This is a genomic window from Halomonas sp. IOP_14, from assembly GCF_021021315.1.
In the GTDB taxonomy this organism is placed as follows: Bacteria; Pseudomonadota; Gammaproteobacteria; order Pseudomonadales; family Halomonadaceae; genus Vreelandella; species Vreelandella titanicae.
In genome coordinates this window covers 97,726-122,764 of the sequence record NZ_JAINWD010000009.1, presented here as the reverse complement: position 1 = coordinate 122,764, position 25,039 = coordinate 97,726, and the positions used below count along the sequence as shown (strand labels likewise).

Annotated in this window: 24 protein-coding genes; 15 read left to right on the top strand and 9 right to left on the bottom strand. The window is 54.1% G+C overall.

What is annotated here, in order from left to right; genetic code table 11:
* Positions 1-4: 4 nt before the first annotated feature.
* Both K7H09_RS09530 and K7H09_RS09525 read left to right on the top strand, forming a co-directional pair.
* The gene (locus tag K7H09_RS09530; protein ID WP_230804507.1) at positions 5-769 is read left to right on the top strand and encodes an SDR family oxidoreductase; all 765 of its coding nucleotides are present in this window, start codon (positions 5-7) and stop codon (positions 767-769) included.
* Between the two features lie 151 nt (positions 770-920).
* Positions 921-1,457, top strand: a complete 537-nt coding sequence (locus K7H09_RS09525) for a YdeI/OmpD-associated family protein (RefSeq protein WP_230804505.1) — start codon at positions 921-923, stop codon at positions 1,455-1,457.
* Positions 1,458-1,543: 86 nt separating this feature from the next.
* Here the strand turns inward: K7H09_RS09525 and K7H09_RS09520 are convergent, their stop codons facing one another.
* Positions 1,544-2,212, bottom strand: a complete 669-nt coding sequence (locus tag K7H09_RS09520) for an FMN-dependent NADH-azoreductase (RefSeq protein WP_230804502.1) — start codon at positions 2,210-2,212, stop codon at positions 1,544-1,546.
* Positions 2,213-2,351: 139 nt separating this feature from the next.
* On the opposite strand from K7H09_RS09520, the gene K7H09_RS09515 reads away from it, so the two are divergent.
* Entirely contained in the window at positions 2,352-3,200 is an 849-nt protein-coding gene (locus tag K7H09_RS09515; RefSeq protein ID WP_190373725.1) for a LysR family transcriptional regulator, read from the top strand.
* Positions 3,201-3,495: 295 nt separating this feature from the next.
* Here K7H09_RS09515 and K7H09_RS09510 read toward each other — a convergent pair whose 3' ends face one another.
* Entirely contained in the window at positions 3,496-4,311 is an 816-nt protein-coding gene (locus tag K7H09_RS09510) for an aminotransferase class IV family protein (protein WP_022520563.1), read from the bottom strand.
* A gap of 80 nt (positions 4,312-4,391) precedes the next feature.
* On the opposite strand from K7H09_RS09510, the gene K7H09_RS09505 reads away from it, so the two are divergent.
* The gene (locus K7H09_RS09505; RefSeq protein ID WP_022520562.1) at positions 4,392-4,742 is read left to right on the top strand and encodes a MerR family transcriptional regulator; all 351 of its coding nucleotides are present in this window, start codon (positions 4,392-4,394) and stop codon (positions 4,740-4,742) included.
* Between the two features lie 118 nt (positions 4,743-4,860).
* On the opposite strand, the gene K7H09_RS09500 is transcribed toward K7H09_RS09505, so the two are convergent.
* Positions 4,861-6,078, bottom strand: coding sequence for an MFS transporter (locus K7H09_RS09500; RefSeq protein ID WP_190373723.1), 1,218 nt, complete (start codon positions 6,076-6,078; stop codon positions 4,861-4,863).
* 112 nt (positions 6,079-6,190) lie between these two features.
* On the opposite strand from K7H09_RS09500, the gene K7H09_RS09495 reads away from it, so the two are divergent.
* Positions 6,191-7,123 (top strand): AraC family transcriptional regulator, encoded by a 933-nt coding sequence (locus K7H09_RS09495; RefSeq protein ID WP_022520559.1) that lies wholly within the window; start codon positions 6,191-6,193, stop codon positions 7,121-7,123.
* A 52-nt stretch (positions 7,124-7,175) separates the two neighbouring features.
* Here the strand turns inward: K7H09_RS09495 and K7H09_RS09490 are convergent, their stop codons facing one another.
* The gene (locus K7H09_RS09490; protein WP_022520558.1) at positions 7,176-7,964 is read right to left on the bottom strand and encodes a helix-turn-helix transcriptional regulator; all 789 of its coding nucleotides are present in this window, start codon (positions 7,962-7,964) and stop codon (positions 7,176-7,178) included.
* A 93-nt stretch (positions 7,965-8,057) separates the two neighbouring features.
* On the opposite strand from K7H09_RS09490, the gene K7H09_RS09485 reads away from it, so the two are divergent.
* The 4 genes from K7H09_RS09485 (at position 8,058) to K7H09_RS09470 (ending at position 11,685) form a co-directional block, all read left to right on the top strand.
* Positions 8,058-9,623, top strand: coding sequence for an MFS transporter (locus tag K7H09_RS09485; protein WP_230804500.1), 1,566 nt, complete (start codon positions 8,058-8,060; stop codon positions 9,621-9,623).
* 205 nt (positions 9,624-9,828) lie between these two features.
* Positions 9,829-10,287: a carboxymuconolactone decarboxylase family protein gene (locus K7H09_RS09480; protein ID WP_230804498.1), complete on the top strand. Its 459-nt coding sequence runs from the start codon at positions 9,829-9,831 to the stop codon at positions 10,285-10,287.
* 66 nt (positions 10,288-10,353) lie between these two features.
* Entirely contained in the window at positions 10,354-10,782 is a 429-nt protein-coding gene (locus K7H09_RS09475) for a RidA family protein (protein ID WP_230804496.1), read from the top strand.
* A gap of 15 nt (positions 10,783-10,797) precedes the next feature.
* A complete protein-coding gene (locus K7H09_RS09470; protein ID WP_230804494.1) occupies positions 10,798-11,685 on the top strand; it encodes a sigma-70 family RNA polymerase sigma factor in 888 nt (295 codons plus the stop codon).
* 121 nt (positions 11,686-11,806) lie between these two features.
* Here K7H09_RS09470 and K7H09_RS09465 read toward each other — a convergent pair whose 3' ends face one another.
* Together K7H09_RS09465 and K7H09_RS09460 are read right to left on the bottom strand one after the other, a co-directional pair.
* Positions 11,807-12,373 (bottom strand): manganese efflux pump MntP, encoded by a 567-nt coding sequence (locus K7H09_RS09465; RefSeq protein ID WP_230804492.1) that lies wholly within the window; start codon positions 12,371-12,373, stop codon positions 11,807-11,809.
* 443 nt (positions 12,374-12,816) lie between these two features.
* The gene (locus K7H09_RS09460) at positions 12,817-13,776 is read right to left on the bottom strand and encodes an AraC family transcriptional regulator (protein ID WP_022520552.1); all 960 of its coding nucleotides are present in this window, start codon (positions 13,774-13,776) and stop codon (positions 12,817-12,819) included.
* Positions 13,777-14,288: 512 nt separating this feature from the next.
* On the opposite strand from K7H09_RS09460, the gene K7H09_RS09455 reads away from it, so the two are divergent.
* Both K7H09_RS09455 and K7H09_RS09450 read left to right on the top strand, forming a co-directional pair.
* Positions 14,289-15,476 (top strand): efflux RND transporter periplasmic adaptor subunit, encoded by a 1,188-nt coding sequence (locus K7H09_RS09455; RefSeq protein ID WP_041157834.1) that lies wholly within the window; start codon positions 14,289-14,291, stop codon positions 15,474-15,476.
* 6 nt (positions 15,477-15,482) lie between these two features.
* Positions 15,483-18,665, top strand: coding sequence for an efflux RND transporter permease subunit (locus K7H09_RS09450; RefSeq protein WP_141439690.1), 3,183 nt, complete (start codon positions 15,483-15,485; stop codon positions 18,663-18,665).
* On the opposite strand, the gene K7H09_RS09445 is transcribed toward K7H09_RS09450, so the two are convergent.
* Positions 18,638-19,597 carry a sodium-dependent bicarbonate transport family permease gene (locus K7H09_RS09445; RefSeq protein ID WP_027959812.1) on the bottom strand — a complete coding sequence of 320 codons (960 nt, stop codon included), beginning with the start codon at positions 19,595-19,597 and terminating at the stop codon, positions 18,638-18,640. The genes K7H09_RS09450 and K7H09_RS09445 overlap by 28 nt on opposite strands.
* A gap of 108 nt (positions 19,598-19,705) precedes the next feature.
* Here K7H09_RS09445 and K7H09_RS09440 point away from each other — a divergent pair, with 108 nt between their 5' ends.
* The 3 genes from K7H09_RS09440 (at position 19,706) to K7H09_RS09430 (ending at position 21,805) form a co-directional block, all read left to right on the top strand.
* Positions 19,706-20,665 carry a LysR family transcriptional regulator gene (locus tag K7H09_RS09440; RefSeq protein WP_230804490.1) on the top strand — a complete coding sequence of 320 codons (960 nt, stop codon included), beginning with the start codon at positions 19,706-19,708 and terminating at the stop codon, positions 20,663-20,665.
* 193 nt (positions 20,666-20,858) lie between these two features.
* Positions 20,859-21,329, top strand: a complete 471-nt coding sequence (locus K7H09_RS09435; RefSeq protein ID WP_041157837.1) for a GFA family protein — start codon at positions 20,859-20,861, stop codon at positions 21,327-21,329.
* A gap of 146 nt (positions 21,330-21,475) precedes the next feature.
* Positions 21,476-21,805, top strand: coding sequence for a four-helix bundle copper-binding protein (locus tag K7H09_RS09430; protein WP_230804488.1), 330 nt, complete (start codon positions 21,476-21,478; stop codon positions 21,803-21,805).
* Positions 21,806-21,897: 92 nt separating this feature from the next.
* Here the strand turns inward: K7H09_RS09430 and K7H09_RS09425 are convergent, their stop codons facing one another.
* Positions 21,898-22,551 carry a phosphoribosyltransferase gene (locus K7H09_RS09425; RefSeq protein ID WP_230804487.1) on the bottom strand — a complete coding sequence of 218 codons (654 nt, stop codon included), beginning with the start codon at positions 22,549-22,551 and terminating at the stop codon, positions 21,898-21,900.
* Positions 22,552-22,817: 266 nt separating this feature from the next.
* Positions 22,818-23,546, bottom strand: coding sequence for a CDP-alcohol phosphatidyltransferase family protein (locus K7H09_RS09420; protein ID WP_041157840.1), 729 nt, complete (start codon positions 23,544-23,546; stop codon positions 22,818-22,820).
* 360 nt (positions 23,547-23,906) lie between these two features.
* On the opposite strand from K7H09_RS09420, the gene K7H09_RS09415 reads away from it, so the two are divergent.
* Entirely contained in the window at positions 23,907-24,926 is a 1,020-nt protein-coding gene (locus K7H09_RS09415) for a zinc-dependent alcohol dehydrogenase (RefSeq protein WP_141439688.1), read from the top strand.
* Positions 24,927-25,039 lie beyond the last annotated feature (113 nt).

The window sequence follows — 25,039 nt, the reverse complement described above, 5'->3', positions numbered from 1 at the left end:
AAAGATGGGTGCACTCGAAAATAAAGTTGCCATTGTTACTGGTGCCAGCGCAGGTATTGGTAGAGCGACTGCCCGGCTTTTCGCTAGGGAGGGAGCTACTGTCGTGGTAGCGGCCAGAAGAGAGTCAGAGCTGGAGGTGCTGGTCAGCGCAATAAAAGAAGAGGGTGGCCAAGCGTTAGCGGTTGCCGGCGACGTAGGTGATGAGTCTTTCGCCAGAAAGCTCGTTGATGAGACACTCGCGCGGTTTGGTCAACTGGACGCGGCATTTAACAACGCAGGCATTTTAGGCGCGATGGGGCCGGTGCCCGAGATGTCATTGGCTGATTGGAATCAGGTAATCACGACTAATTTAACAAGCGCTTTTCTGGCCGCTAAGTATCAACTGCCTGCCATGCGGTCGGCTGGCGGTGGCTCGTTAATTTTTACTTCGACATTTGTTGGCTATAGCGCCGGAATGCCTGGCATGGCGGCTTATGCGGCCAGTAAAGCGGGACTAATAGGGCTGACGCAGGTGCTCGCCTGCGAGTATGGCCCTGATAACATTCGGGTGAATGCGTTACTGCCGGGGGGAACGGATACCGCTGCCGCCAAGGAGTTTGCCAATACCCCCGAAGCGTTAGCGTTCGTAGCCAACCTGCATGCAATGAAGCGGACGGCAAAGCCTGAAGAAATTGCTCAATCCGCACTCTACCTGGCTTCAGATGCATCAAGCTTTACGACCGGAACGGCACTGTTGGCAGATGGCGGAGTATCAATAAATCGCGTCTGAAGATAGGGCCTCACTCTGACTATAATCAGAGTGAGGAGGCCATGAGCTATGCAGCAGCACCATGTCACAGGCAGCCTGCTCTGGAGGAGGGGCTGCCCCTTTTGATTGGAGTGCTATTAATTGCCACATTAAAAATAGGACACAAAGAGCTATGACATCTCAGTTTAATGCAACGCTTCTTCGTCCGGCCAAGCAGGATAGCGATAATTTATGGGCTTTTGTCGTGCTGCCCAAAAGCGTGAGTGAGAAGCTCCCACGGCGAGGTAGGACAACGGTAGAGGGCACCCTCAATACTTATGCCTTCCAGGCTACTCTTGAACCGGACGGCCAATTGAGCCATTGGTTGCGGGTAAGTAAAGAGCTGCTTGAATCGGCAGGCGTTAATAGTGGCGACGATGTCACCTTTGAGATTACGCCCGTAGAGCAGGAGCCTGAACCCGAGGTGCCCGCTGATTTGCAGGATGCCCTTGCAGCGTCTCCAGAAGCTCAAGCCGTTTGGAGCGATACCACGACGATTGCTCGCCTGGACTGGATTCATTGGATTATGTCCGCCAAGCAGTCCAAGACCCGAGCGAAGCGGATTCTAGATGCTTGCGACATGCTTGCTTCTGGAAAGCGCCGCGTTTGCTGCTTCGATCCATCTGGCTATTACAGTAAAGCGTTTAGCCCACCTAAAACGGCAGGTTAGCGTTGCAGTTTCTGTATTACTGTTCAAGATTAATAGCTTTTAAGCAGGGCAGCGCATATTGCACTGCCCTGCTACTGCTTAAGGATTTATGCTTTGCTAGCCAAATCAGTCGCTAGTAATCCTGCATTTTTAAGCGCATTAGCAACTGATTCCTGATGCCTTTCGTCCCCAAATTCTTGGTACTCTGACGTTATTTCATAAAATGACTCGACACCCAAGTATCTGCCCAATGTTTTAATATGTGGCCCGAGGTGATTCATATGCTCACGTTCACCTCCTGGCCCAAACCCAAATTCTCCGCATGAGGTCACTAAAATAAGTATTTTTCCAGACAAAAGGGGCTCTATAGGATGGTCGCCACGAGCCAAGTCAAAGCTAAATGTTTTATTTATACGCATTACCTGATCGAACCATGCTTTAAGAGGGGCGGGCATGCCGTAGTTGTACATAGGTGAAGATATTAAAATGACATCCGCTTGAGATAACTCGTTAAATAGCTGATCTGATAAAGCCAGTTTTTCGAGTTGCTCAGAACTTTTTCGGTCATCCGGAGTAAACACAGCGCCTATCCAGTCTTGGTCAATGAAAGCTGGTGGATTTAAGCCAATATCACGATAAATGTAATTATCTGTACTTTTAGCAGACCTCCATTTATCAACAAACTGCATAGCAATGCGCTTTGATATTGAGTTGTGGTCGGGGTTTGGGTTGGACGTCTTGCGTACGCTGGCGTCTATATGAAGTAATGTGTGCATAGTGGGCTCGACTGATAGTGATGTGGAGTGGCTATGCTGCCTTTTTGCCAATACTGCGACAAATGAATAAACTGGCTCGATAGATGAATAAAACTTACCTATTGAGAAACGGGTTTGAGTCCAAAATGGGGGGCTGGCGGTGAAGGCTTCATTGCAAGCGATTAAGGTGTTTGAAGCAGCAGCTCGACTGGGGAGCTTTAAAGATGCCGCTGAGGAGCTGTCGATAACGCCAGCAGGTGTGTCGCACCACATCAGCAACCTTGAGAGTAGGTTGGGAGTGCGGCTGTTTAACCGAAAAAACCGAAAAGTGATATTAACTTCAGAGGGGCACCAGCTCGCTGAGGCAACAACAGCAGGTCTGCAGAAAATTCAGACTGCGCTAGATAATATAAAGTCAGGGGCATCACGACTGAATGTTGATACCACTTCATCCTTTGCTGCCCTGGTGTTAATTCCGTTATTACATGATTTCAATAAAATCTATCAAAATATTGATGTTGAAATATCAACAGGTGAAGTGGTGGCATCTAAAGTTAATGCCCTCTCTATCCGTTTGGGAGACGTAACCCGTGTTGATGAGTCAAGCTTATTGAAAAAAGAACGTTTTAACGTGTATGGAGGCTCTTCTTTTATCAACTCTATCACAGCGGGTAAGCCTCCTATTGTCTACCTGACTAAATGGAAGAATAGTAAATTACCGGATTCACCTTGGGAAAGCTGGTTAATGGAAAATGGGGAGTCTCTTCCAAACTTTGAAATAAGATATTTTGATCAGGAGCTCTATGGCGTGTATGAAGCTATTGCTGGGAAAGGGCTGGTGTTTTGTTCAGAGACTCTGGTTTCTGACTTTGTGAAAGCTAACACATTGCAGCCAATGTCGTATCAAGGCGTTGATTCAATGCTGTGTTACTACATCCCGACCCAAAGTTGGCAGCATAGCGCCAAAATGCAGGCCTTTGTCGATTGGCTTAAGTCTAAAGTTAATTAAATTTAACATTGTGTTTGCTAAATCTACCCTTATAAGAGTGAGTAAGGCATGGCAATTCAACACATACAAGCGAGCCTACATGCAGGCCCTTGAAAGCCTTTTGTTAAATAAAGGTGCGCTTACCAGCATTGAGCGAGCAACTGGTCTGTTGATTGCAACGTTTGAACGGAAAGGCCGTGTTCACTCTTGTGGTGGCGGGGGGCAATGTGCAATGCACTTTGCCGAAGAGCTTGCTGAGACAACGCTGGAAAATCGATGGTGTTGTCTCAGATTCCGCGCTATATGGAAAGACCCCCTACAACACACTGTTGGGCTCAGCTTGGTAGGCTTTATGAAGCAGACTGATGAACGGGGTTATTTCTGCAAAAGCAGTGGTAGCAATGGCAGTGACTGCGATCCCAGGTGTCCATGAATTCATCACCGCGGCACCGGGCAGTTCCTGAAGACGCTCAATGGTGATCTCCTCGTGGCGCTGGGCAATACCGAGGCGGTTTAGTTGGCGTTGAACAATACCCATCATGGTGCCCTGCAATATCGTTGCCTGTGGCCAGATCACCGTCTCACCGTCCCAGAAGGCAAGGTTCCAGATGGTTGCCTCGCTCAATCGCCCATGGCGGTCGACAAAGGCTGCATCGTCGAAACCCTGGCGCAGAGCTTGATGTAGATAGTAGGTTTTGCCCGCCTCACCAACGTGCTTGATAGAAGCTAGAGGTCGCTCGTGATCTACCCTACTCAGCCTCAACGGCCCTTTAGGGCCATTAGCCGGTGCGCTGCTACGGACGAGCACGTCTGGCTCCGCATCCATGCTGGCCGCGGTGAATTCGCCATGGCGGGAGAAGAGAGTGACCGTTAATGACTGGTCTTTCGGGCCTTTATCAATAGCTGTTTTGATGTAGGAGACCAGTTGCTCCTCGGGAAGCATCTTTCCAAAAAACTCTTTTGACGCTTTCTGCAGGCGGGCAAGATGAAGATCTAGCCCTTTGACCTCTCGATCTCGTACCTGCATGGCCGTGAAATGGGCAAACCCTGCAAAGGCCAGGGGTATCAGCTCTGAAAGAGTGGCTGGTTGCCCATTAATATGGGCCTGAAAAGTGCTGGTGTTAGTGAACATGGCATTAACTCCTGATTGAACTTGCAGTGAGGAGTCACTACCCTAAACCCTAACAGCGCTGTAAGAGTCAATAGAGTGAAATGAAAATAGGCGAGCTGGCAAAACGCACCGGAGTAAGCATTCGCATGCTGCGCTACTATGAAGCGGAAGGTTTGCTTAAGCCAACGCGCGCCACCAATGGGTACCGTCATTACGGGCAGGGTGAGATTCGCACTGTCGAGCGGATCAAACTGCTCGGTTCAGCAGGCATGACTCTGGCAACCATCAAGCAATTCCTACCGTGTGTGAGAGGGGAGGGCCCAGTCTTCGAGCCCTGTGACGAACTACGCAATGTCTTGCACGAACAAATTGAGTTTGCCGACCAGAAAGCAGCCAAACTGGCCCAAAGCCGTGCCATTCTGGAGAGTTTCCTGTGCGATATTGAACGGTGATGAACAGTGGGTAACGGGAACTGCAAGAGGCATGTAACGCTTGAATCACCGCATTTCCGCTGGGTGGTCTAGTCAACTGAGGAGCCGGGAAGTCTCACTACTCCCGGCTCTCTTGCTATCAGGCCGGGCTTTGTGAGCGTGGCCCAAATGACAGCACAAGCAGGGTTCCCAGGCTGGTAGTGATCAGGGCTAATAGGGGCCCACCCAGCGCGCCGAGGTAATCCACTAGTATGCCGCCGCCTATAGCGCCACTGGCGATAGCAACCTGAAAGGCGGCAACTATCAAGCCCCCTGCAGCTTCAACTTGATCCGGCGCGGCACGAACTATCCAGGTTTGAAATCCGATGGGAAAAGCGCCGAAAGCAAACCCCCACAGTGCGATAGACACGGCAGTAACGCTGGCCAAACTACCCGCGAACAGTAGCGTAATGGTGATCGCAATAATGAGTGCCCCACCAAACATAATGGCGTTGCGCTCGCTACGCTCCGCGATAAATGCACCGGCGAAATTGCCAAAAAAACCACCAATGCCAAAGCCGAGTAGTACCGCAGAGATTGCACTGACGGATAGCTGCGCCACCTCTTCAAGGAGCGGTCGTATGTAGGTAAATCCGGCAAAATGGCCTGAAATCATCAGCACTACGGCTAACAGCACAACGCGAACCTGCGTGCGTGTGAGCAGTTGGAAGAGAGTGCGCAGGCTTGGGTTGTCTTTTGGCGGCATGGCAGGAATGACGAAAAGCTGAGTCACGAGCGTCACTAGACTAAGGCAACTAGCGGCAATAAACGCACTGCGCCACCCCCAGAGACCACCAATATAGGCGCCCAGAGGGGCTGCGCAAACGGTAGCGACAGACACGCCGGTCAAAACAATAGACATGGCGCGTGCAAACAGATTGTCGGGCACCATGCGCATTGCCAGGGCAGCGGCCATCGACCAGAACCCTCCCAAGGCAATTCCCAGCAGTACTCGAGCAAAAATTAAAACAAAAAAGCTATTCGCCGTTGCCGCCAAGACGTTGGAAACGACGAGCAGCAGCGATAAACCAAGCAGCACAAACCTACGATCAAAATTGCGGGTCAGAAGTGGGATTGTTAGCGCGGCAAGCGCAGCTACTGCAGCAGTAGCCGTGACCGCTTGGCCCGCGGCGCCAACGGAGATGTTGAGATCCGCTGCCATGGCCGTCAGCAGGCTGGCCGGTAAAAATTCGGCAGTCACTAAACCAAAAACCCCCAGCGCGAGGCTGACAATGCCCATCCAATTGGCTGAGGTAGGTTCAGCGGTGGGTGTTGCCGTTAGTAATGACGGGCTGGCGGAGCAAGTAGTGTCGTTCATTGCAGGCCTACTAAAGTGTTAGTTGAAGCTGCAGTGTAAAATTAAGGGTTTGGCTTTTCTATGATATAAAATCCGTAAAGCATGACTATTTGTCCAAACCGGGTTCATTAATATGCGCGACACCTTAACTGAAATTCTGCTCGGCCTGCGCCTTGAGGGCGTGGAGTATGGGCGCTGCCTGCTGCGCGCCCCTTGGGCCGTCGCAACCTCTGCCCAGCCAGCAGCACTTTTTCTTTTTGTGGCTCAAGGCGGGTGTTGGTTGCGTACCGAGACAACCGAGTGGACATACCTGAACGCTGGCGATGCGGTGCTCTTTCCGCGTGGAGCGTCCTACGTAATGGCCAGCTCGCAGGACGTGCCTGCAGTGGATAAGGCTACGTTGGCTCGTAGGCCGGTCTCCGAGAATATTTATCTGGTGAACAGTGAGTCAAAAGAGAGTGATATTGAGCCGGATGTGCTTTTTTGTGGCGCCATGCACTTCAATCTCGACCCGCTACACCCTCTGATTGCGATAATGCCTGACATGATGCGCGCTAGCGATTTGGCTAAACGTGATCCCTCGGTACCTGCCTTATTGGAGGCAATGGAGCGAGAAATTAGCCTGGATCGAATCGGTGCCTGCGGCATACTTGCCCGTTTGGCCGATGTGCTGGCCGCCACTATTATTCGTGCTTGGATTGAGTGTGCCTGCAGCGACTCTAGCGGCTGGATTGCAGCCGTGCGCTGCCCACAACTCGGCAAGGTGCTGGTAGCCATCCATACGCAGCCGGAGCGCGATTGGTCAGTCGCCGAGTTAGCGGATGTCATGGGAGCTTCGCGCTCAAGCTTTAACGATAAGTTCAGCCGGATGTTAGGGGTGACTCCCGCCAAGTATGTGGCGCGGGTAAAGATGTTTCAGGCTCGACAGTGGATAGCGCGGGACAATATGCGCATCGCCGTGGCCGCGAACCGGCTTGGCTATGACTCCGAAGCCTCATTCAGTCGCGCGTTCAAACGCATTATTGGCCACCCGCCGAGTGAGGCGCGTGAAGCAGAGACCGTGTGACGGTTGAGTCTTCTCTTCAATATTCCGTGAAAGAAGATGGCATAGGAACGATTTAGCTGTCGAAGTAAACAACCATCTTGAGATGACGGTGCTCATCAACGATTAGCGTCTCATGGGTATAAGTATGATGCCCGCCCTCTGTATCGAGGAGGCTGCTGATTCCTCGATGGTAGCCTTCCATACTTGAAGCTTCCCACCAGCGCCGAAAGTCTGGAGATAACTGACAAAGCTCGTCGATCAGCGTTTGCATGATCGGGTCTTCAGGGGCGACAGCTAAGTCACAACGAAACTGCGCCAGCATATGCGAGGCATCCAGTTGCCAGTCAGGAAGTCGTCGGCGTAGATCGGGGGCGGTAAATACCATCCTTAGCAGGTTGCGTTCAGACGCCTCTCGGCTGCTGAACTGAAGTAGCTTATCGGCCTGCGCATTCCAGCCAATAACATCCCAGCGCAGATTCATGACGTAGCTAGGGCGAGAGAGATCATCCATCAGCGATCGTATCCGGGGAGATATGCTCTGCTCTTGATACGCTTCTGCTGGCGGCGCTCGGCGGTGTGCCAACAGAAAAAGATGACAGCACTCGGCGTCATCCAGTTTCAGGGCACGGGAGATATTGAGCAGGAAGCGTTCGGAGACCTTAATGTCACGGCCCTGCTCAAACCACGTGTACCAAGTCAGTCCTACCCCAGCAAGCGCCGCAACCTCTTCTCGCCTTAGGCCCGGTGTACGCCTTCGCCCGCTGGTGGGAAGTCCAACGTCCGCGGGCGTCAATTTGCGACGATGCCGCAGCATGAATTCGGTGAGATCACTCTGTGTTCGTTCAAGCCTATGATTCGACATGCTATTACCTTTGGTAATAGGATAATTGGCTATATTGTAACCCCATATTGAGTGTCTGAGAATGCCTGCTTCCATGATGAAGTCGGAGGCTACATGTCATTCAATTGTGATGTTCACACCCCTCTCTATACGGTTGCAGGAGGACGGCCTTATAACAAGGCTGGCCTTAAAGAGTGGGCGGGGCTTGCGGTATTGGCACTGCCCACCATGCTGCTTGGGCTCGATGTAACTATTCTCTACTTGGCGCTTCCAGCCCTGGCGGTAGAGCTACAGCCAAGCAGTACCCAGGCGCTGTGGATTATGGACGCCTATGGCTTCATGATCGCCGGTTTTCTGATCACTATGGGCACGCTAGGGGATCGGATTGGCCGACGTCGGCTACTGATGATGGGAGCCTCTGCGTTTGCGGTCGCGTCGGTGTTTGCAGCTTATGCACCCAATGCCGAGTGGCTCATTGTGGCGCGGGCAGCACTGGGTATTGCCGGAGCAACCCTGATGCCTTCTACGTTGGCCCTGATTAGCAATATGTTTTTTGATTTGCACCAGCGGGCACTGGCGATCGGTATATGGGCAACCATGTTCGCACTGGGTATGGCGTTAGGCCCGGTGGTCGGTGGGTTGCTGTTAGCACCCTTTTGGTGGGGAGCCGCTTTCCTAATTGCCGTGCCCATCGTCATCATACTGTTGTTAACTGCCCCATTACTCCTGCCGGAGTACCGTAACCCACAGGCAGGCCGTCTGGATCTTTTGAGTGTCCTGTTGCTGTTGATAGCAATTTTGCCAAGTATCTATGCCATAAAGGAGTTCTCTAAAGCAGGATTGACGCCACTGGTATTGGTTACTCTCGCACTAGGCGTAGTGGGAACACTGTTCTTTGTGCGTCGCCAAAAGCAGCTTCTCGATCCACTGCTTGATCTCAAACTGTTTGCCAGTAAAACCTTCACTGCCGCCCTTTTTATACTCCTGATAGGGCTGGTGGGCGTGGCGGGAATGATGTTCTTAGTTACCCAATATCTTCAGCTAGTGGCGGGCTACACGCCGCTGATTGCTGGGTTGTGGATGGGGCCGCCAGCGCTGATGATGGTACTAGCCGGTATCCTTGCCCCTATCTTTGCGCGCCGAATTCGGCCAGCGTTTGTTATTGCTTTAGCGCTTATGCTTTCAAGCATCGGTTGTGGTTTTCTGGCTCAAGTAGACCCACTCTCCGTTCAGGTACTCCAGGTCGTAATCGGATTTTCACTGGTATACCTGGGGCTGGGTACCATCGCCGCGCTGGGCACAGACTTGGTGGTAGGGTCTGCACCTCCGGAAAAAACCGGGTCTGCATCGTCGATGTCCGAGATGGTTCAAGAGTTGGGGGTGGCACTAGGCGTAGCACTTCTCGGCAGCATGGCGACCCTGTTGTATCGCGTGCAGATTGCCGGTGTGATTCCTGATGGGGTGCCAGACGATGTCTCGCGTGCACTGGGAGAAAGTTTGTGGGCAACAACGTCAGTTGCTGAACGACTTCCCGATGGGATACTTGAGCAAGCCCAGTCTGCGTTTACGCAAGGTATGAATATGGCCGCCGCAGTAAGTGGCGCCACCCTTTTGGCGCTTGCGTTGATATCAGCCGTTACTCTACGGCATGTGAAAGCCGTTGGAAAAGAGAGTGATTGAGTGGCCCACAGGGTAGGGGAGATAGCGATAAGTATCCGAAATGCCCTGGCCACTAGCCAATGCTTTGGCGTACTCCTCGTCTCCCAGGCGTTTTATTTTCTAAATTATTTCTCACCATGTCACAAACATTAAGGCTGTTCCGTCTACCTCTGTAGAACGACCGGTGGATAGCTTTCCACTCCATGTAAAACAGAGGAGCAAGACAATGGAAACACGCCTGAACGCCTTTAAAGCCTCTCCAGAAGGCATTGCCGCGATGACTAAGCTAGAGGAGTACGTTCGCCACTGTGGACTGGAATTTAGTCTGATTGAGCTAGTTAAAACACGCGCCTCTCAGATCAATGGCTGTGCATTTTGCCTGCATATGCACACCAGCGATGCCCGCGCAGCGGGTGAGAGCGAGGCACGCCTTTACCTGCTGTCTGCCTGGCGCGAGTCCACTCTCTATACGCCAAGGGAACGGGCGGCGTTGGCCTGGACCGAGGCATTGACAAAGCTACCCGACACAGGCGCTCCTACGAAGGATTACGAGCAGGGCGTGGCGAATTTTACCGAGAAAGAGTTCGTTGACCTTACCTTACTGATTGGAGCGATTAACGTCTGGAACCGCATTAGTGTGGGGTTTCGTTCGCTTCATCCGAATGAAACCCAAAGCCGTCAGTGATCAGAGCTGAGGGGTAGTGATATGTTTTGTTGCATCATCAAACGCTTTAAATGGGGAATTATCGCTATGGCGCTGAACACAGCTCACGCAGGTGGAGTGACAACAACCATCGTCAATTCTGATGAACTTTATGATCCTGCACCTAACGGCTATAGCCACGCGGTGGTTGCCAGCGGAGGCAGCCGGGTTGCCTGCATTGCCGGTCAGGGAGGCGAAAATGCCCAGGGAGTACTGCCTGAGTCGTTTGCGGATCAAGTTGCCCAAGCTTATCGCAACCTTAGAACTGTGTTGCAAGAACTTGATGCGAGCCCGCAACAGGTTACTCGTATTAACACCTATGTCGTCAATTATGATCCTTCGATGTTGGAGGTTATGACCCGCTATGTGAAGGAGACCTTTGGCGATGCGCTGCCTGCGCAAACACTTGTGCCGGTACCGCGGTTAGCGCTGGATGGTATGTTGTTTGAAGTTGACGCGACCGCCGTTCTTGAGTAGCGGGAGTCAGGCACCATGACGGAACAATTCGCGCGCCAGTTTAATCACTGGCGCCGTTATCTGACCGGTATCGCCTATCGAATGCTGGGTTCGGTGAGCGAAGCGGAGGATGTGGTACAGGATGCCTACCTGCGCTGGCATGATGCTGACCACCTTTCGGTGAACGATGTGCGTGCCTATCTGACCACCGTCACCAGCCGGCTTTGTCTTGACCGCCTTAGGGTAGCTCATCGGCAACGGGAGGTTTATGTGGGCCCCTGGTTGCCTGAACCGCTGGTGGAAACGCTGGATACTCCGGTAGACCCCGAGGCGCTAGCCAGCGATGTCTCTTTCGCCCTGATGCTGGCGCTGGAGCGGCTGTCGCCTTTGGAACGGGCTGCTTTCCTACTGCACGATGTGTTCGGGCTGGATTTTGGTCAGGTCGCCATCAGCCTCGAACGTAGTGAAACAAGCTGTCGCCAACTTGCCAGCCGGGCTCGAAAAAAGGTGCGGGCCGCACGCCCGCGCTATCAGGTGGCGGCTGGAGAGCACAGCCAACTGACCCAACGCTTCTTTGAAGCAGCACGCAGTGGCGACGTCACCGAATTGAAGGCTTTGTTGAGCGGCAGCGCGACGCTGCATGCCGATGGAGGCGGCAAGAGAGTTGCTGTACGCAGACTCATTATCGGCGCAGATAAAATAAGCCGGTTCTTTGCAGGCTTGGCCCACAAGTCGACGTCATCCAACCCTTGCTGGGTAAGTCATGTAATTGTCAATGGGCTTCCGGGGTGGTTAACGATCGAACACGATGGGCTACCTCAGGTCATGACTCTGGAGGTCGTGGATAGTCGTATCCAGGCACTTTACGTTGTGCGTAATCCGGATAAATTACGCCACTTGGCTGACCAGCTACCGCAGCTTTAGTCTTTAGTTAAGTAAATAGGTTTTTCTCAAGCTTTTCTTTTACGGCAGCTTCATGTGTAAAAGCTCAATCGCTTAAGAAAGACTTTCAGGTTTAAAAGAGGTCAAGGTTATAAATTGCTGGTTAAGCATTAAAAAAAGCTGTGTGCTCGGCCAATACTGCTAAGCCAATTCCGATTAGCACAATACCGCCGATAAGTTCTGCCCAGTGACCGACGAACTTGCCAAGCTTATTGCCCAGAAAAGTGCCTATAGAGGCCATTACCGTAGTAGCGAGGCCGATAGCTAGGCTGGTGGCGATGATATTGGCATCGATAAAGGCGAGGCTGGCGCCCACAGCCATGGCATCAATGCTGGTAGCAGTGGCGGTCAACACCAATAACCAGAGCGTCTGTTTGCGGTGCTCTATCTTGTCTTCCTTTTTGAGCCCGGCATGCATCATGTGAAGGCCGATAAGCGTCAGCAGGGTAAAGGCCACCCAGTGATCCCAGGCTTGCACATACTGCTGAGATGCCTTGCCCGCTACCCAGCCGAGTACCGGGGTAATGGCTTCGATCACACCAAAGACCAGGCCAATCCCGATGGCGTGACGATACTGTGGCTTTTGCAGCTCGGCGCCTTTGCTGATGGAGGCGGCGAAGGCATCCGCCGACATGGATACGGCCAGAAACAGCAGGGTAATCGGTGTCATGGAGTGTGAACTCGCTCGCTGGAAAAGTACCGCGCACATTTACCCAGTGGCAGAGTAGTAATACTATGCTTGAGTGTAAAAGTCGGGTATTCAATAGCGATGAATCCTACCACGATTTATTAAACAAACAAGACAGAGTCTTAAAAATAAAGTTTGTAATAGTGAACTAATATAGCCTTGGCTAACAATGTGTGTGTTAGCTGATTTTGTTTGCTTTTAATATACTTTTTGCGGCTTGTGCGAAAGATGTGAACCTATTGTGTTTGTCATGTTTAATGACATTGTGATGTGCTTTTAAGGTTAAGGGTTTATAGTCATCTATAGCGTTATTGTTGCTGGTGATTTAGTTGCAATAATTCAATATTAAGTGGCTTGAAGTTATAAAAGACTAAATAGCCGTTATCAGAATCATCGGGAAAACCAGAAGCCGATTACACTGGAAGTCATGCAGTCTGCGGTGCTGTTCCCGCTGCCCGCAGTTGAATGACATCAGCTCGGGGTGGCGCGCCGAACATGCGGCTGTATTCGCGGCTAAAGTGGGAAGGGCTTTCATAACCTACCCGGTAGCTGGCGGTGGCCGCCTCGAGCCCCTCGGCCAGCATGAGTCGTCGGGCCTCGTGCAGGCGAAGTTTCTTCTGGTACTGCAGGGGCGACATGCGTGTGACTTGCCGGAAGCTATGGTAAAGCGTCGATTCACTCATGTTGGCGGTTGCTGCCAGTTCACGGATCTTGAGCGGTTGCGTGTAGCGCTCTTTAAGCGCATAGATGACCCGCGCAATCCGGTTGGCCTGGGAGTCGGAGGCGGCAAACCGGCGCATGTGAGGCCCCATGGCACCCATGAGTGCCCGATAGATCAACTCCCGACGGGCCAAGGGGGAAAGCACCTTGATGTCTTCCGGGGAGTCGAGCAGGCTCAACAATCGATAAAGTGCACCCTGCATGCGTGCATCCATGGGGGCCGATTTTAATCCGCAGTCCGTCTCGGAGCAGATAGTATCATTTCCCGCGGGCGGCGCTGTGTCGCCCAGTTCCAGTATCAGTCCTGCTACCTCCTGGGGATCCACCGAGACTTTTACCGCCAAGTAGGGCTTTTCCGGGGTGGCATGGTCAATCCTGCCTACCACCGGTAGGTAAACGGCGCTACCCATGTAGCTGGGCCCGGTGTAGACGATCTCCTTGTCACCTAGTAGCACGGTCTTGCTGCCTTGAATGACAAAACACAGGCACGGCTCGTATACCGCACAGTGAAAGCTGGTAGGGGCGTCAGCGCGCACCAGTTGCACTTCGGCAATCGCCGTATCCTGAAGCTCTTCAAGTGGGCTCCAGCGACGGGCAACGCTGATTAACTGTTGCGACAGGTTGTCGCTGAGCTGGACAATCTGCTCAGGCAAGATAGTGGTCAATGGCTTTCCTCCCTATTAGTTCGCAGTATATGCCTTCGATTTATAAATCGTAGGCTTTTTCATTTGATTCTGCAGGATCAGGCAAGTACCCCGTAGAAATCGACAACCCGCATCAGCTGTCACCTGACCGTCATGCTGTGCAAGTCCGAAAATCGTTCGTTTGTTTGATTGGGCCTGCTTATTGGGCCGCTCTCTGCCCGTGACAGAAACAGGCAAGCTTTCCGCAGGAACACGATACCTCCCTCGCGCTCGTACCGCCTATTGTAGGTAGCGTCTGATGGGCGCTAAGCCCGCAGCCTGGTGCTGCGGGCTTGCCTGTCCTCCGTATGACCAGAGCGTCTTTCAAGAACGCTGCCGATCTGAGGCGAGGCGCCCCCTCACGGTGGAAGCCGCAGGGCAATGTCGAAATGGATCGTGCTGAACCGACTAATTAAATGCCAACCGCCAACGCGGTGAGGCGTTATATAACGAATGCTGCTATCGGCGTCCGATAGCCACTGGAGCAAGTAATCATGGGAAGTCTGTCTCTAAGAACCCGCTTTGCAAGCAGCCGGGCGATATTCCTGTTCCTGCTGCTGATGGCCTTGCTTACCGGCTGTGAAGCCAAGAGTGAGGAGGCGGCTTCTGCATCGCCCCCGCCACCCCCAGAAGTCGAGGTGGCAGAAGTGACCGCTCAGCCGGTGGTGTTGAGTGAGTCATTCACCGGGCGGGTGGAAGCGGCTGAAACGGTTGAATTAAGGTCGCGAGTCAGCGGCTATATCCAGGAAGTTGCCTTCGAGGAGGGAGAGCTGGTAGAGCTGGGAGATCTGCTGTTCTTGATCGATCCACGCCCATACCAGGCCCGTGTTAACGCCGCCCAAGCGGATCTTGCCCAGGCCAGGAGCCAGCAGGCTCAGGCTGGCAGTGAAGCTGAACGCGCCCGGGTGTTGCTGGGGCGTCAGGCCATTTCCCAGGAAGTGCATGACCAGCGTCAATCGGCCCTGAGTAACGCTCGTGCCATGGTCGATGCCGCCGAGGCAGCGTTGCAGACCGCCGAGCTTGACCTTGAATACACCCGCATTACAGCACCGGTCAGTGGCCGCGTCGGTCGGGCGATGGTCACTCGCGGTAACCTGGCCAGCGCCGACCAGAGCCTTCTGACCACGCTGGTGAGCATCGATCCGATACACGTCTACTTCGAGGCCGACGAGCAGGCCGCGTTTGCCAGCCAGACACTTCTCACCGGTGAAGCATCGAACAACCTGAATATCGAGCTGGGCGGCGACCCGCAGCGCCAGTACAAAGGCACCCTGGACTTTATCGACAACCGCTTGAACCCCAACACCGGTACCCTGCAATTCAGGGCAGTGCTGGACAACCCGGATGGCCGCATTCGGCCCGGGGAGTTTGCGCGGGTCGAAATGCCGGTCGCGCGGTTGGACCAAGCGTTGCTGGTGGATGGCAAGGCGGTCCTGACCGACCAGGATCGCCGCTACGTCTACGTGGTGGATGAGAACAACCTCGCCCAGCGTCGCCCGGTCGACACAGGGCGCCGGGTGGATGAACGCACGGTCATCAGCGAAGGGCTTGCTGCCGGCGACCGGGTGATCGTCAACGGGGTGCAAAAAGTCTTCATGCCGGGTATGGAAGTGAGCCCCCAAACGGTGCCCGCCGCCCCGGCTGCTGACGCCCAACCCGCCATTGCTGCCAGGGAGGACTAGACCGCCATGAATTTCTCGCGTTTCTTTGTGGATCGACCGATTTTTGCAGCGGTGCTGTCGATCATTATTCTAGCGGTGGGGCTGATCTCCATACCCAACCTGCCCATTAGCGAGTACCCCGACGTGGTGCCGCCATCAGTGGTCGTTCGCACGGTCTACCCCGGCGCTAACCCGAAGGAGATCGCCGAAACGGTCGCCACGCCACTGGAAGAAGCCATCAACGGCGTTGAGGATATGATGTACCTCAAGTCCGTGGCGGGCTCTGACGGTGTGCTGCAAATGACCGTCACCTTCCGCCCTGGTACCGATGCTGAGCAGGCCGCCGTTCGGGTGCAGAACCGCGTCAGCCAAGCGGAAGCCCGACTGCCGGAAGCCGTGCGTCGGCAAGGCGTCACCACCCAGAAGCAGTCGCCAACGTTTCTGATGGTCGTTCACCTGACCTCGCCCAGCGGTGAATACGACACCCTCTACCTGCGCAACTATGTGCGACTGAATGTCCGTGACCGGCTGGCCCGGCTCGAAGGGATCGGGGACGCGCAAATCTTCGGCGGAGGGGACTACGCCATGCGGGCGTGGCTCGATCCTGATCGAATAGCTGCCCGTGGCCTGACGGCCAGTGATGTGGTGGGGGCCATGCGTGAACAAAATGTACAGGTCTCCGCCGGGCAGTTGGGAGCTGAGCCCATTGAAGATAGTGATTTCCTCACCCTGATCAACGCCCAAGGGCGGCTGGAAACAGTAGAGGAGTTTGGCGACATCGTGCTGAAGCGCGGCGAGGGCGGCGAGATACTCAGGCTTTCGGATGTGGCCCGGCTGGAAATGGGCGCCGGGGACTATACGCTGCGCTCGCAGTTGGACGGCAACAACGCGGTGGGTGTGGGAATATTCCAGGCACCGGGTGCCAATGCGCTGGATATCCGAGAGCAGGTGATCGCTACCATGGAGGAGCTGTCCGAGCAGTTCCCGGAAGGTGTTGAGTACGAAGCCGTCTACGACACTACGATCTTTGTTAATGACTCTATAAAGTCAGTGATAGCCACTTTACTTGAAGCCGTGCTGCTGGTGGTGTTGGTGGTCACGCTGTTCCTGCAGACCTGGCGTGCTTCCATCATCCCATTGCTTGCGGTACCGGTCTCGGTGATAGGCACCTTTGGCGCGCTCTACCTACTGGGTTACTCCATTAACACGCTGACCCTGTTTGGCCTGGTGTTGGCCATCGGTATCGTGGTGGACGACGCCATCGTGGTGGTGGAAAACGTGGAGCGGAACATTGAGGAGGGCCTAAAACCTCAGGCCGCCGCCCATCAGGCCATGAGAGAAGTCTCCGGGCCTATCATCGCGGTGGGGCTGGTGCTGTGCGCGGTGTTTATCCCCATGGCCTTTCTGTCGGGGGTGACCGGTCAATTCTATAGTCAGTTTGCGGTGACGATTGCCATCTCCACGGTGATCTCCACCATCAACTCGCTGACCCTATCGCCTGCGTTGGCAGCGATGCTACTCAAGCCCCATGACGCGCCTAAAGATCTCCTCACCCGAGTGATCGATAAGCTGTTCGGCTGGATTTTCCGCCCTTTCAACCGTTTCTTTAATGCCAGTTCCAACAAATACCAAGGAGGCGTGGCCCGCTCCCTAAAGCATCGTGGTGCGGTCTTTGTGGTCTACGCACTACTGTTACTAGGCACTGGCGTGATGTTCAAGGCGGTGCCACCGGGTTTTATACCGGTGCAGGACAAACTCTACTTGATTGCCGGCGTCATCCTGCCGGAAGGGGCGTCGCTGGAGCGAACCGACCAGATGCTTCAGGACGTCGTGGACATCGCCATGGAAACCGAAGGTGTGGAGCACGCCATCGCCTTTCCCGGCCTGAACGCGCTGCAGTTCACTAATACCTCCAACACCGGGGTAGCCTTTCTAACCCTCAGCGCCTTTGGTGAGCGCAGCCTCAGCGCTGCGGAGATAAACGCCCGCATTAATCAGGGCATTGGCGGCCTGAAAGAAGGCTTCGCATTCTCCTTCATGCCACCGCCGATTCTGGGGCTAGGCAATGGGTCGGGCTTCCAGCTGTTCATCGAGGATCGCGGCAATCTTGGCTATGGGGCGCTGCAGCAGGCGGTGAACCAGCTCCAGGGGGCTATTTCGCAAACGCCGGGAATGGGCTTTCCGATCAGCAGCTATCAATCCAACGTGCCGCAGCTGGATGCCGAGGTGGATCGGCTGAGGGCCAAGGCTCAGGGCGTGCCGTTGACCGAGCTGTTCGACACTCTGCAGACCTATCTTGGCTCGACCTATGTGAATGACTTCAATCGCTTTGGGCGCACTTGGCAGGTGATCGCCCAGGCGGACGCTCCCTACCGGAGCAGCGTGGAAGATATCGCCCGCCTGCGCACCCGCAACGACCAGGGAGAAATGGTGCCTATCGGCACGATGGTGAACATCACGCAAACCTTTGGGCCAGACCCGGTGCTGCGCTACAACGGCTACCCAGCAGCAGACCTAGCCGGCGAATTTGACCCCCGCGTGCTTTCTTCCGCCCAGGCGATGGACGCCATCAACGCTCTGGCGGAAGAGGTGCTGCCGCCGGGCATGGCGCTGGAGTGGACTGACCTGAGCTACCAGCAATCCACTCAAGGGAATGCGGCGCTGGTGGTCTTCCCGCTGTCGATTCTGCTGGTATTTCTGGTGTTAGCGGCCCTCTACGAGAGCTGGACGCTACCGCTGGCGGTGATTCTGATTGTGCCCATGTCGATGCTGGCGGCGTTGATTGGTGTCTGGTTTGGTGGGGGTGACAACAACATCTTCGTGCAGGTGGGGCTGGTGGTGCTGATTGGCTTGGCGTGCAAGAATGCCATCCTGATCGTGGAATTCGCCCGGGAGCTGGAACTGCAGGGCAAGGGCGTAGTGGAAGCGGCCCTGGAAGCCTGCCGACTGCGGCTGCGGCCGATCATCATGACCTCGATTGCCTTCACCGCGGCGGTGTTGCCTTCGGTAGTTGCCACCGGCGCAGGCGCCGAGGTGCGGGCGGCGCTGGGAACTGCGGTGTTTGCTGGCATGATCGGCGTCACCCTGTTTGGTTTGTTCCTTACGCCGGTGTTCTACGTGGCGCTGCGTAAACTGTCTGGCCCATTGGTCAGCCATCACAGCGCTACGTTGGACACTTCACCTCATCCTACCAGCCATGCCCAAAGTTGATGATAGAGAGGAATGCCCATTAACACGTTAAAAGGGAAGGTAAGCCCCAAAGATGCCAGCATGGCAAGGCCAATGTTGGCATCTGGAATGGCGGCGCGAATAGCAACGGGGGCGGCAATGTAAGAGGCACTGGCGGAAAGGCTGGCTAGAATAACCGCTGAGCCAGCGGGTAGCCCTAGCCAGTACGCCATTAGCAGGCCAAAGCAGGAAAGCACGATAGGTGCCGCGAGCGCGAATATAATCAGACGGCTGTGCCCCCAGCGCAGGCTGCGCAGTGTTTCTGCCGCGACCAAGCCCATCTCCAACAGGAACAGCGCCAGAATGCCATGGAAGGCTTTGGTATACAGCCCGGTGACTGACTCACCTGCATTTGGGCCGTATAGCCAGCCAATAAGCACACCGCCCACCAACAGGATTACACCGCGATTGGTCAGAGTCTCGTGCCACAGCCCGGAAGTTTTGATCGGCTCTGACGTTGTGTCAGCGGCCTTTTTACGGCTGAAGCGCCGGTAGAGCAACAGGCCCAGCATGATGGCCGGTAGTTCGAGCAGTACCAGGTAAAGCGTCACCTGCCCACCTGTTATTAGGCTATGCGCTTCGGTATACGCCAGGGCCACGGCGAACGTACCGGCGCTGACGGAGCCGTAGTGGGCTGCAAGGCTGGCGCTGTCGGCGATGGATAGCCGTACTAAATAGTGAACCACCGGAAAGATAAGCAGTGGAATGATGATCCCCAGCAGAGTGACGCCAGATAACTCGACCAACAGCGATATGCTCAAACTGCCATGCAGCGCCATGCCGCCTTTAAGGCCAATGGTCAGCATCAGCAGTAGGCTCAATATGTCATAAGCGGCTTTGGGAATACTGAGATCGGAGCGCACCACACCGGCAACCACACCTAGCACAAAAAACATCACCACAATATCCGGCACGGACAATCTCCTTGATGGGTTTTAAAGCAGTTACTTTAGCGATCCAAAGAGATTGATGAAAACAAATAAGATTTATATAGTCATAGATGATTATCTATGGATCTGGCTATGAAAGTACGACAACTCACTTTTCGCTTGCTACAGGTCTATGCCGACGTGGTTCGCACAGGCTCACTGACGGCCACGGCAAATCGGCTCCACCTGACCCAACCCACGGTGTCTCAGCAGCTAAAGCGGCTGAGAGAAATTGTCGGTGAACCGATTGTGCGCCACGAGGAAGGGCGCCTGGTGCCCACTGAGGTTGGTCAGGCGCTTTATCAACTCAGCCAGGACTTGCTTAGCCGTGCTGATGTGTTTAGTCAGTACCTGGAGGAGTACAACAGCGGAGGGCGCGGACACTTCAGTATCGGCTTGGTGAACACCGCGCAATATGTACTGCCACGGCTGTTAGGGCCGTTTGGTCAGGCTAACCCCCAGGTAGATGTCACGGTGGAGATAGGTAATCGCCAGCAGATGCTCAATCGTTTTGAGCGCCATGAGGATGATATCTACGTATTTAGCCACCCGCCCATTGATGACGATGTGTTAGCCGCGCCTTTTCTGAGCAATCCATTGGTAGTGGTGGGGCCGCAGCATTGCCGCTGGGCAGGCCTAGAAGGTCTCAGCATGGACGCACTCAAAGAGGAGCGATTTCTGCTGCGCGAACCGGGCTCTGCGACTCGGCATACCTTTGAAGCCTGGCTGTACAGTGCGGGTATTGAGCTACGCTCTACCCAGCAGATCGCCAGTAACGAGGCTATTCGGCTAGCGGTGGCGTCAAACATGGGCCTAGCGGTGCTGTCTCGCCACGTTGTTGCAGATTCGCCCAACGGCGTCCAAGAGCTGCCGTTGCAGGGCTTTCCGCTGAAAAGTCGTTGGCACTTTGTGGTCAGACGGCAACGCCGCTTACCCCCCGCCGCCATTCGTTTTTTGAGCTATGTACAAGCTTCGCTGGCACAAGCGTTTGACGAGCCCGAAGGGGAGATGGCCGTGGCTGAATTGCTCCAAGCCTTAAAGCCTGAACGCTGATGCATTGACTCACAAACAGCGTCAATTATCCCCGTTGAAAGCGACGTAGATCCTATGCGCTAAGCTAAGATATTAAGATAGAGCCTGAGAGCGCACTTAAGAGAGTACTAAAGAGAGTACTTAAGATCGCACTCGGTTCATGCAGTCGCACCTTGATATTTGTCTTGGGTAACCGCTGCAAACGGAGGTAACTATGCTGCTCAAAGGATCATGCCACTGCCAGGCAGTGACGTTCAGTGTGAAGTCAAACCACCCCTATCCTTTTAATCGCTGTTACTGTTCTGTGTGCCGCAAAACGGCTGGCGGGGGTGGGTACGCAATCAACCTCAGTGGAGAAAGCAAAACGCTCAACGTTAGCGGCGAAGAGCATATTACTGTCTACCGCGCCTTCATTAAGGGGGAGCAGAGCACGGGAGAGCGGCATTTCTGCAAGCACTGTGCATCGTCGCTGTGGGTTTATGACCCCGAATGGCCCGAGCTGGTACACCCTTTCGCTTCGGCGATTGATACGGACTTGCCGACCCCTCCCCGGAAAACGCACATGATGCTGGGAAGTCGGGCCGACTGGGTCGAGGTCAATGGGCAGTTCCAAGATAAATGCTTCGACGAATACCCCGATGAAAGCCTTGCTGAGTGGCACCAGCGCCTGAGGTTGGAGTGTTAGAGTTAAGTGACGCCGCTTGCTGCGCTTGTGTTGCAAGCTCTCTGTTCTACTCTATTAGACGAGTTCTTCAGGAACTCAACATACGGCTTGTCACGCCTGTGCAGGAGTAGGCCGAGTGCTCGTTTGATGACAAGGAGGGTAGAAAGATGGAATTTGAAAAATATAAGCCATGTATTGAAGCGTGCAATATCTGCGCGATCTACTGTGATTCTTGTGCCACTGCCTGCTTGCAAGAAGATGATGTAAAAATGATGGCTGAGTGCATCCGTTTAGATCGTCAATGTGCACAGATATGCCGCTTGGCAGCCTCCTTCATGGCCCAGGGGAGTGAATACGCCAAGGAAATCTGTCGGATATGTGCTGATATTTGTAAAGCGTGTGGAAATGAGTGTGCCAAACACGATGCTAAGCATTGTCAGGAGTGCGCCAAAGCGTGCCAACATTGCGCCAATGAGTGTGCTGCGATGGCTGTCTAAGGCCGCATAAAAGCCTCAACAATTAAACAAGTCAGCTTTCACTGCGTATGAAAGCTGGCTTTTTTGTACTTTAATCTATATCAAAGAATGCGTTAAAGAGAGTGAGCCTTCTGCAATAGGGAGATCACTTCGTCATCGCTGGTTTGGGTAAAATCTTGATAGTGAAGGCCAACGGCAATAAATGGCTCGGGAGTAGCTAAACAGATCAAATCGTCGACCTCGGTAGCCAACTCATCCAGCGTGGACTGCGGGGCGAAAGGCACTGCCAAGGTAACGGAAGCGGCTCCTGCTTGGCGTAGTGCTCTGGCGGCTGCTTTAGCTGTTCCACCGGTGGCGATACCATCATCCACCAATAATATGTGACGTTCGCTAACGTTAATGGGCGCCTGGTTACCAATATAAGTCTGACGACGGCGGGTTATCTCGCTTAGTTGGCGCTGTACTTCAGCTTCCAGATAACTTTCAGAAGGCTGAAAAATCTGCAGCAAATCCGGTGTCCACAGCACTTGAGGTGGGTCGCCATCGACGACAGCGCCTAGCCCAATCTCGGGTTGCCCAGGCGCACCAATCTTACGCACGATGACCACATCAAGCGGAAGTTTAAGTGCTGCCGCTACCTCGTAAGCAACTGGTACACCCCCACGAGGTAATGCCAGCACTAGGTCATAACGCGCGTCGGATAATACATAAGCAAGCTTTCGCCCTGCTGCGCGTCGATCATCAAAAAGCTCTTGATGCTTGTGCATGTGTGGCTTCTCAACTCCAAGAGGATAAGTGCCTAGCTCTCCCTGGGGAGCGCTCGACAGTAGCAAAGTCATCGCGTGATGGGGGCACGTGCGCGGCGGAATTCAGAAGGGCCGTGGGGAACTGTTGCTGAGTGATCCATAAGAGTCTCCCCAGTACACGAAAGGCGAAAAGATAGCCTAACAATGACTATAGTCAGGAGGAAACAGCTTATCCAAACCGTTATTTCCCTGAGTCGCCAAGCGGCTTGCTAACAAGATGCAGTGGGCTAGGAGCGCTGTGTTTTTCGATACAGCCACCACACGTCAACACCAAACGAATAGAGCAATGAGATCAATGCACTAATGGCCAGCAGGCTGGCAACAAGGTGGGAGGTTAGTGGCGTTAATGCTAGCAGTAGCGCCACCGCCTGCCAGACACAAACGGCTTTACGGCGAAAGCTTGCAAACAGCGGCTTTGAAAGCCACGGGAACTGCCAACTGGCGGCGATAAACAGGTAGCGCATTGCGCCTATCAACAGCACCCAAAACCCCAGTGATTCCAGCCGCAACAAACCTGCGCACAGTAGCAAAATCAGCAGGGCATCCAACTCCATATCAAAGCGCGCCCCGAATCGGGTGTGGCTTTTGGTGCGCCTGGCTATCCAGCCGTCAACGCCATCCAGCAGTAGGGCGATCACCGCGATCGCCAGCCATTGCCAGATTGCCCCTACAAAGGCATTGGCGGCGAGCGCACCTGCCACTAATGAAACCACAACCGCACGCACCAACGTGACCCGGTTAGCCCAACCCAGTGCGCCGTGGGGCCAGAAGATGATGACCAGAGCGGAAATAAACGTGTAGAAGGCAAAGGCCACCCACCAATTGGCCGGAGTAGCCATTAAAAGTGGTAAGCCTTTGCCTACAGCAATTAGCAGCAAGCTGCCCAGCAGTAGTTCTGCAGCGCCATAGAGACGCTTAGGCAGGGTGTAAGAAGAAGCGTTGGAAAAAAGCGGCATGGTGGCTCACGAAGCGGCGTCGCTATCCGCAGTTGAAATAAATGATGCAACTATTTTTATATGTACCATTCTTGTAGAAGAAGGTAGTGTTGTCCATAAGATCAAGAAATAGACGGGTTAGTTTCAATTGTTCCAAATGGTTAATCGAATATATTCTTTTCACCCGCTACGCTGAAGATGGTGAACCATTGAAAACTGTTCTGCCTAAGGCCATGCAATGCATGGCCACACATTATACTCGGGGGCTGAGACACACGGCGTGTCTCTTACCCCTAACTTGCAGCGCAATGGTGCCACGCCACATTCAACGGAATGAAAGAGAGCCCGAATCAAGTGGGCTCGTAACGAAAAGGAACGCTCATGTCGGCGCTTGACGATGTTGGCAAAGCTCCCAATGCCGCTAAAAAAACCTGGGCCACCGCCTTTTGGGTGACCAACCCAGCACAAGGCGAGATGAGGCGTGAACAACTAAGTCCTCCCGCCCAGGATGAGGTGCGTATACGTACCTTATACAGTGGTATCAGCCGCGGCACCGAATCGTTGGTGTTCAATGGTCGTGTGCCTGAAAGCGAATTCTCGCGCATGCGGGCTCCCTTCCAGTCGGGTGAGTTTCCTGCCCCGGTCAAATATGGCTACTGCAGCGTTGGCCGCGTTGAGCAGGGGCCAAGCGTTCTCCTGGATAAAACCGTTTTTTGCCTGTTTCCCCACCAGGATCACTACATTGTGCCTGCTTCGGCAGTGCTGGAAGTACCCACCAATGTGCCTGCTAAACGTGCCGTCTTGGCGGCCAATATGGAAACCGCCATCAATGGCGTGTGGGACGCCGAGCCGATGCTGGGTGAGCGAATCACTATTATGGGCGCCGGTGTCGTCGGTGCGCTGGTAGCGTACCTGTGCGCTCAGGTGCCTGGTGTTACCGTTCAGTTAGTCGATATTAACCCTGAGCGTCGCCAGCTTGCCGAGCAGTTGGGCGCCACCTTCTGCACTCCCGAACAAGCTCTCCATAATCAAGATTGCGTGATTCACGCCAGCGGCCAGTCCGCCGGCTTGCGCCAAGCACTGGCGTTAGCGGGCAGCGAAGGGCGCATTATCGAAATGAGCTGGTTTGGCCAGGGGGATATTGCGATTCCATTGGGCGGAGCTTTTCACTCCCAGCGGCTAACGCTCAAGGCCAGCCAAGTAGGTCAACTGCCGCCCAAGTTACGCCCACGCTGGGACTACCAGCGCCGCCTTCAATTAGCGCTGAGCCTGCTGGTGGACGAGCGGTTGGATGCGCTAATCAGCGGTGAAAGCGACTTTGCACAACTGCCCACGCTTGCTCCTCAGTTGTTTGGCCGTGGTAGCGTTGAGCTCTGTCACCGCCTGCGCTACCTCTCATAACCTATTTACTTATGGAGCCTCTGATTAACGTAATGAGCGAAGGCCAGACAAGGCAAAAATCAACGAAAAAGCGGAGTTTACGGGTTGTAAATGAGCATTTTGAGGCGATTTTT